The sequence below is a fragment of the uncultured Sulfuricurvum sp. genome, assembly GCF_937936435.1.
In the GTDB taxonomy this organism is placed as follows: Bacteria; Campylobacterota; Campylobacteria; order Campylobacterales; family Sulfurimonadaceae; genus Sulfuricurvum.
Map to the genome: position 1 here is coordinate 1 of NZ_CALDDG010000056.1, position 7,309 is coordinate 7,309.

A 7,309-nucleotide genomic window follows, 5' to 3' on the forward strand; every position below is an offset into this window, starting at 1 on the left:
CGACCACCGAGATCTACACTCTTTCCCTACACGACGCTCTTCCGATCTTGAACCGTTCATCGAAACGGAAGTGCTCGAACTTCTGATCGAACGTCTCAACACTCTCAAAGCCCAAAATGCCCCGTTCATCATGGGAAGCTGCTACAACGCGATTAACACCGAATCGGCGCAAGATCCAAACCTCGTAAAAGTTATCACCGACGTCGATCACAACGCCATCTACTTCTCTCGCAGCCCTATCCCGTTTAACCGCAGCGGTGAGGCGAACTATTTCGGACACATCGGGATTTACGGATTTACGAAAAAATCGCTCCACGATTTCTGCACGCTGGGTGAAGCCCCGCTCGAAGATATTGAAAAACTCGAACAGCTCCGCGCCCTTTACCACGGTAAAAAAATCTCGATGGTCAAAGTCGCCAGTGCCGGATTCGGTATCGATACGGTAGAAGATTTAGAGCGGGCCAAAAAGATTTTCGGGCTCTAAGAGACTCTTCAATTCCAGATGCAATACCATTATCGGCTATTGCCCTTTATCCTTTTTTCTAACTTTTTAAATTAAAATAGATGTATAATAACTTGCTAAGATTCATTATAAGACGTTTGTAGCCATCCGTGTCGGTATGTAACGTAAACAAAGCTATAGCTTTAAATGCTGCACTATTGCTATGATTCAAACGTATAATTTTTTAAAATAGTTAAAAGGAAAGCCATGTCTCTTATCGAACTGTTCACCGACTATATTCTTAATCGAAAGAGTCTCAAAGAATATGTCGAAGTCCGCAAAACGATCGATGCGCGGGGCGAATTCAACGATGCAAAACTCATTCAGGCCGAAGAGAATCTTCAACGCTTAAAACAAGAAGAACCGGAAATTTACGAAGGGATGTATGAGACACTGGCACGTATTTATGCCAAAAATGCAGGATTGTCCATCGAGTATCCTATCGAATTTACCCGACAAATATTGCGTATGTATAAAGGTTCCCTGACTCCGAAACAGGTATATGAAGAGTACAAACGGGTATTAGAACATTACCACCACGATATTTAACCCGTTTTTAAAAGAAAAGCCATACCAACAATCCGACGCCGAGGGAGAGGTTTATCCAGCTTCCCCCATCTTCGAAAAGCCATATCAGGGATTTAAAATAGATCCGATCCATCCAAAACGGTGCCGTCGCTAAAGAGTTTTTGGCATACTCCGTCAACTCGCTGCCCCATACAAATCCGATAACTTCCGGAAGAATGATAAATACCAAAACCCCTAAAATGCCCCAAATAGATTTTTCGGGTTTAAGCGAATGCAGCGCTTTGCGGGTTGCAGGGTTTTGAGAAATGTTTTTGAGTTTTGTTTTAAAAGTGGGGATCATAACAGGCAGATCGAAGAGCTCCCCGAAAATCGGGGAGAGTAGTCGGAAAACTTAGATATTGTCGCGGATACCGAGATCAGCGATCAATTTGTTGTAGCTTTCGCGGTTTGTACGTTTCAAATAACGCATCAAACGGCGGCGTTGACCGACAAGTTTCAAAAGACCGAGACGTGAAGCATGGTCTTTTTTGAATGTTTTAAGGTGTTCTGTCAAATCAGCGATACGAGTAGAAAGAAGTGCGATTTGCACTTCGCTCGAACCGGTGTCACCTTCTGATTTTTGGTATTGTTTAATGATTTGCGCTTTTTTCGCCGCATCTAAAGCCATAATAGCCTCCTGATTGGTATAGTAAATTTACTTGTTTCAGAACAATCCGTACAAGCAGAGCCGGAATTATAGCGGAAAAACTTCCTTTTTGCGGTAAAACTCTCTCTAATTATTTTTAGCTATAATATCTCTCCAATATACTGAAGGAATGCCGATGCTGATGACCCGTGCCAGCGAATACGCGTTATTGTCACTCATCGTTTTGGCAAAAGCCGAACACGCACTGGATGTCGACACCCTCTCGCGTGAACTCGATATTTCCAAAAGCTTTTTAGCCAAAATCCTTCAAGCCATGGCACGCAAGGGGATTTTAAACTCGTACAAAGGGGTCAACGGCGGGTTTGAACTGGCACGAAAAAGTTCGGAAATCACCGTTTTGGAGGTGATGGAAGCGGCCGAGGGGAAAAGCCCCGCAGTGTTCAGCTGTTCTCCCTCACAGGAAGACTGCCCCTCGAACAAAGCGATGAGCTGCGGTTTATGGCCGTTTCTCAACCGTTTGCAAGGGAAAGTCGACGGTTTTTTAGGAACGCTGACCCTCGAAGCCATTTTGGAAGAGTAGTTCTTGGCAAAAACAAAGAATAAAACCCCTGACGTCAAAACGGTCTTATCGGCTCTGTTCGCATCACGCGACCTGAGTGTCGTCTTTTTTGTTATGGCGATTTTGGCGATTATTATCGTCCCGCTTCCGAGCAGTCTGCTCGACTTGCTCCTCGCCGTCGTCATCTCGATGTCCGTTTTAATCCTTTTGATATCGCTTTATATCCCGAAGCCGACCGATCTGACAACTTTTCCGACATTACTGCTGATTATCACCCTCTTTCGCCTCTCTTTGAATATTGCGACGACACGTATGATTCTCAGTCACGGTAACGAAGGGCCTGATGCGGTCAGTGATATCATCAGCAGTTTCGGAAATTTCGTCGTCGGCGGAAACTATGTCATCGGGGTAATTGTTTTCGTCATCCTGGTCCTCATTAACTTTATGGTTATCACCAAAGGTTCGGGGCGCGTCGCCGAAGTCGCAGCCCGCTTCACCCTCGATGCGATGCCCGGAAAACAGATGGCGATCGACGCCGACCTCAACAGTGGTCTCATTGATGAAAAAGAAGCTAAAACCCGCCGTGCCGAAATCCTACAACATGCCAACTTTTACGGAGCGATGGACGGTTCGAGCAAATTTATCAAAGGAGACGCCGTCGCCGGGATCATCATTACTCTGATCAACATCATCGGAGGTTTTTTGATCGGGGTATTCCAATTCGATCTCGACGTCAGTGCAAGTGCACAAACCTATACGATCCTCACCATCGGGGACGGTCTCGTCTCTCAAATTCCGGCACTGATTATCTCGACTGCTACCGGTATCATGATCACCCGAGGAAGCAACGACGACGACGCCAATTTTGCCGAAGGCAGTATCAATCAGCTGATGGGGAACGCCCGTATTTTGCTGATCGTCGGTTTCATCATGATCATGTTCGCAGCGGTCCCCGGTCTTCCGACCCTTTCAATGGGATTCGTCGGTATTATCTTCGTCGCATTGGGGTATGCTCTTTATAAATACGAAAGAGGAGAACTCGTCCTCACGTCAGCACCTTCTGTTGCCAAAAAAGGGGCTTCTCCCGCTTCCGGAGCGGCTGCTGCCTCCGCAGACGGAACTCCTGCCGCACCGCGCAGAAAAACCAACGAAGAGATTGCCAAAGAAGAAGAGGCGGCACTCGAAGATATTCTCAAAATCGAAATGCTCGAACTCACTCTGGGATATCAGCTCATCCGTCTGGCCGACAGTTCGCAAGGGGGAGACCTGCTGGAGCGCATCCGTTCGATGCGGCGCAAAATCGCTTCGGATTTCGGCTTTTTGATGCCGCAGGTCCGTATCCGCGATAACCTCCATCTCAAACCGAACCAATACGAAATTCTCCTCAAAGGGGTCAATATCGGGGACGGACTCATTCAGCCGGATCGCTTTTTGGCGATGGACAGCGGTATGGCAATCAGTGAAATCGAAGGGGAACCGACGAAAGAACCTGCATTCGGTCTCGATGCCTACTGGATTGCTCCGGATCTCAAAGAAGACGCTATTATCAACGGATATACGGTTGTCGATCCCGCAACGGTTATCTCGACCCATATGAGCGAACTGGTCAAAAAATACGCCGAAGAGCTCCTCACACGGCAAGAGACACAAGCTCTTATCGAGAAAATCAAAAATGACTATCCCGTCGTGGTGGACGATCTTCTCAAAGTGGCGAATATCGGTCTTATTCAGCGTGTTTTCAAAGCTCTCTTGCATGAACGCATCCCACTGAAAGATATGATCACCATCCTTGAGACGATGGCCGATGTCGCCGAATACACCAAGAGCGTCGATATCATCACCGAGCACGTCCGTGCCAAACTCTCCCGCATCATTACCCAGCTCTACACGGGTCCTGACGGGATAATCCGCCTCCTCACGTTCGATACCATGAGCGAGCAGAAAATGCTCGAAAAATCCCAGGAACGCGACGGCGTCAAACAGCTCCTCCTAAACGTCGGAGAGATCAACGGACTGATTCAGGCAACCAGCGCCAAAGCGACCGAACTTCTCCAAAAAGGGGTTTCGCCGATCATCATTATCGTCGATCCGAAGCTCCGCCGCCCGTTAGCCGAAATCTATGAGCGTTTCAGCCTCGACATCGTCACCCTCTCCCACGCCGAAATCGATTCGAATGCCAAATTCGAAGTGCTCGGTTCCATTACCTTAGAAAACAAATAGGATACATTTATGACCAAAACAATCTACCATCTTTCCCACATCGATCTCGACGGCTACAGTTGCCAGCTCGTAATGGCACAGACACAACACACCATGATCAGTTATAACGCCAACTACGGTGCCGAAGTAATGGACCGCCTCGAAGAGATTATCGAACGGATCAAAAAAGCGAAGCAAACCGCCACTATCCTCATCACCGATCTCAACCTCTATCCCGAAGAGGCAAAATGGCTCAATCAAGAGGTCACCCGTTTGAACGAGGGGGGATGGGATATTACGATCACCCTTCTCGATCATCACGGCAGCGGAAAAGATACCGCGGCACAGTATCCGTGGTACTTTCTCGACACCGAGCGATGTGCGACGAAGATCGTTTATGAATACGCGATGGAGCATTACGGATTGAGCGGCGGCGGCTGGCTCGAAGCGTTCGTCAAAGTAGTCAATGCCGTCGATCTGTGGCATCAGGATGAAGAAGAGGATTTCGAATACGGCAAAGTATGTATGCGCCTCATCTCCGACGCCAAAGAACTCAGCCGCGTTATGTTCGCCGACGAAGACCGTGCCTACAAGCTCGCCATGCTCGAACAAGCGGCAACCATGCGCTATCTTCCCAAGGCCAATATCGTTTTGGACGAAGCGCTCCATAAAATGAAAAAAGAGTTCTTCAAAGACGGTATCGACAACACACTCGATAACCTCTCGACCAAATATATCGTGGCACTGCTCGGAACCAAACGCTCGACCATGACCATCTATTACAAAGGATGGCGCGGATTTTTAAGCTATGCGCTGGGGAATACTTCCATCATCGGCAACGGCTTTTTGACCGAATTTCCCGATTTCGATTTCATCGTCGACGTCGGTACACGCGGAACGATGAGCCTTCGCGGACACGATAAGGTCGATGTGGCACAGATGGCGGGCGAATGGGTCGGCGGCGGCGGCCACCCGAACGCAGCAGGCGGACGTATCAACGGCTTTAAAGAGCAGTTTAGATACGACAAAGTCAAACGACAGATGGAAGATATGCTCGCCAACAAAGAGGCAATGCCGGGAAAACTTCCTCATAAAATAGAGGAATAAGTACCGTTTTATGATTCAGATCAACAACCTCACCAAAAGCTACGGGACGCGCGTCCTGTTCGAAAACCTCTCACTTAAACTCAATTCCGGAAACAAAGTCGGATTCGTCGGACGCAACGGGACGGGAAAATCAACCCTTTTCAAGATCATCCTCGATGAAGAGCCTTATGACAGCGGCGAAATCATCATCCCGAAAAACTACCGTATCGGCACGCTCCGCCAGCATCTCCATTTTACCCATAAAACAGTACGCGAAGAGTGTGCCTCCGTCCTAGAGGGGGATATGGAGCACGAAGTCTACCGCGTCGAGAAGATCCTTTTCGGTCTGGGGTTTACGCAGGAGGATTTGGAGAAAGACCCGCTGAGTTTTTCGGGGGGGTATCAAATCCGACTCAACCTCGTCAAACTCCTCGTCACCGAGCCGAATCTCCTCTTGCTCGATGAGCCGACCAACTACCTCGATATCGTCTCTCTGCGCTGGCTGGCAAGCTTTATCCGTTCATTTGAAGGGGAAGTGATCCTTATCACCCATGATCGCGATTTTATGGACTCGGTGACAACCCACACGATGGGATTGCGCCGACGAAGTGTGAGCATCATCAAAGGCGACACCCGCAAGTATTACGCCAACCAGTCGCAGGAAGACGAACTCTACGTCAAGACGAAAATCAACCACGACAAAAAACGCGCCGAGCTGGAAGATTTCGTCGCCCGCAACAAAGCCCGCGCCTCTACGGCGACACTCGCGCAGTCCAAGCAAAAAGAGCTGGACAAAATGGGGGTAATGGAGTCGTTGGAGGGGGAACGTGACCTCTCTTTTTCATTCTCCTACAAACCTACCCCCGCCAAAGTGATCATGCAGGTCAAAGAGCTCTCGTTCGGATATACCCCTGATGAGCTGTTGTTTAAAAATATCTCCTTTGCTCTTGAGGCGAAAAAGTGCCTCGCCATCATCGGTAAAAACGGCAAAGGAAAATCGACGCTGCTCAACACCCTCGCGGGGGTTTTGACACCTACGGGAGAGATCACCTCCCACCCCTCCACCGCCATCGCCCATTTCGGACAGACGAACATCGACCGCCTCGATAAAAACCGCACGATCACCGAAGAGATCCAAAGCGCCGACAATACCTTGCAAAACGTCCGTATCCGCGGTATCTGCGGGACGATGATGTTCAGCGGAGACGATGCCGATAAAAAGATCTCGATCCTCAGCGGTGGAGAACGCAGCCGCGTCATGCTGGGGAAAATCATCGCCACCCCCGCCAACCTCCTCTTGCTCGATGAGCCGACCAACCACCTCGACATGCAGTCGATCGATTCGCTCTGCGACGCGCTGAAACGGTTCGAAGGCTCCGTCGTCATCGTCACCCACTCCGAGATGCTCCTGCGCGAACTTGCCGATCAGCTCGTCATCTTCCGCGAAGGGAATGCAGAGTTCTTCGACGGCGGTTACGATGAGTTCTTGGAAAAAATCGGATGGGACGAAGAGATCACCGATGCGCCGAAACCTGTAAAAGTGACTCCGAACGTCAATAAAAAAGAGAACAAACAGCTTCGAGCCGCATTGATTCAGGAACGTTCCAAACTCCTCAGCCCGCTGAAAAAAGAGGTCGACCACTGCGAAAACACGATTATGAAGCTCGAAGAGAAGCTCAAAACCTCCCATGAGCTTTTGACAACGTATTCCAATCAGGGAGAAACGTCCAAGCTCCTCGATCTCTCCAAACAGGTAGGTGAGGATGAGAAGATGATCGAAGAGCTGTTC

At 49.1% G+C, this 7,309-nt stretch carries 7 protein-coding genes; 5 read left to right on the forward strand and 2 right to left on the reverse strand.

Annotation, left to right across the window (positions count from 1 at the left end):
• The first annotated feature begins 709 nt into the window (after nt 1–709).
• Entirely contained in the window at nt 710–1,051 is a 342-nt protein-coding gene (locus Q0389_RS06415) for an alpha/beta hydrolase (protein WP_298692870.1), read from the forward strand.
• Nucleotides 1,052–1,058: 7 nt separating this feature from the next.
• On the opposite strand, the gene Q0389_RS06420 is transcribed toward Q0389_RS06415, so the two are convergent.
• Both Q0389_RS06420 and rpsO read right to left on the reverse strand, forming a co-directional pair.
• Nucleotides 1,059–1,370: a hypothetical protein gene (locus Q0389_RS06420; protein WP_298692871.1), complete on the reverse strand. Its 312-nt coding sequence runs from the start codon at nt 1,368–1,370 to the stop codon at nt 1,059–1,061.
• Between the two features lie 51 nt (nt 1,371–1,421).
• On the reverse strand, nt 1,422–1,697 hold the full coding sequence (rpsO, locus tag Q0389_RS06425) for a 30S ribosomal protein S15 (RefSeq protein WP_298692873.1): 276 nt from the start codon (nt 1,695–1,697) through the stop codon (nt 1,422–1,424).
• A 154-nt stretch (nt 1,698–1,851) separates the two neighbouring features.
• On the opposite strand from rpsO, the gene Q0389_RS06430 reads away from it, so the two are divergent.
• The 4 genes from Q0389_RS06430 to Q0389_RS06445 form a co-directional block, all read left to right on the forward strand.
• Nucleotides 1,852–2,256: an Rrf2 family transcriptional regulator gene (locus Q0389_RS06430; protein ID WP_298692875.1), complete on the forward strand. Its 405-nt coding sequence runs from the start codon at nt 1,852–1,854 to the stop codon at nt 2,254–2,256.
• Nucleotides 2,257–2,310: 54 nt separating this feature from the next.
• A complete protein-coding gene (gene flhA / locus Q0389_RS06435; RefSeq protein WP_298692881.1) occupies nt 2,311–4,455 on the forward strand; it encodes a flagellar biosynthesis protein FlhA in 2,145 nt (714 codons plus the stop codon).
• A 9-nt stretch (nt 4,456–4,464) separates the two neighbouring features.
• A complete protein-coding gene (locus Q0389_RS06440; protein ID WP_298692877.1) occupies nt 4,465–5,541 on the forward strand; it encodes a phosphoesterase in 1,077 nt (358 codons plus the stop codon).
• Between the two features lie 10 nt (nt 5,542–5,551).
• A partial coding sequence (locus tag Q0389_RS06445; RefSeq protein ID WP_298692879.1) for an ABC-F family ATP-binding cassette domain-containing protein occupies nt 5,552–7,309 on the forward strand: 1,758 nt, incomplete at its 3' end.

Coding starts and splice junctions, on each gene's coding strand:
- Q0389_RS06415 (WP_298692870.1), top strand. CDS start 710: ATGTCTCTTATCGAACTGTTCACCGACTATATTCTTAATCGAAAGAGT.
- Q0389_RS06440 (WP_298692877.1), top strand. CDS start 4,465: ATGACCAAAACAATCTACCATCTTTCCCACATCGATCTCGACGGCTAC.
- Q0389_RS06430 (WP_298692875.1), top strand. CDS start 1,852: ATGCTGATGACCCGTGCCAGCGAATACGCGTTATTGTCACTCATCGTT.
- Q0389_RS06420 (WP_298692871.1), bottom strand. CDS start 1,370: ATGATCCCCACTTTTAAAACAAAACTCAAAAACATTTCTCAAAACCCT.
- rpsO (WP_298692873.1), bottom strand. CDS start 1,697: ATGGCTTTAGATGCGGCGAAAAAAGCGCAAATCATTAAACAATACCAA.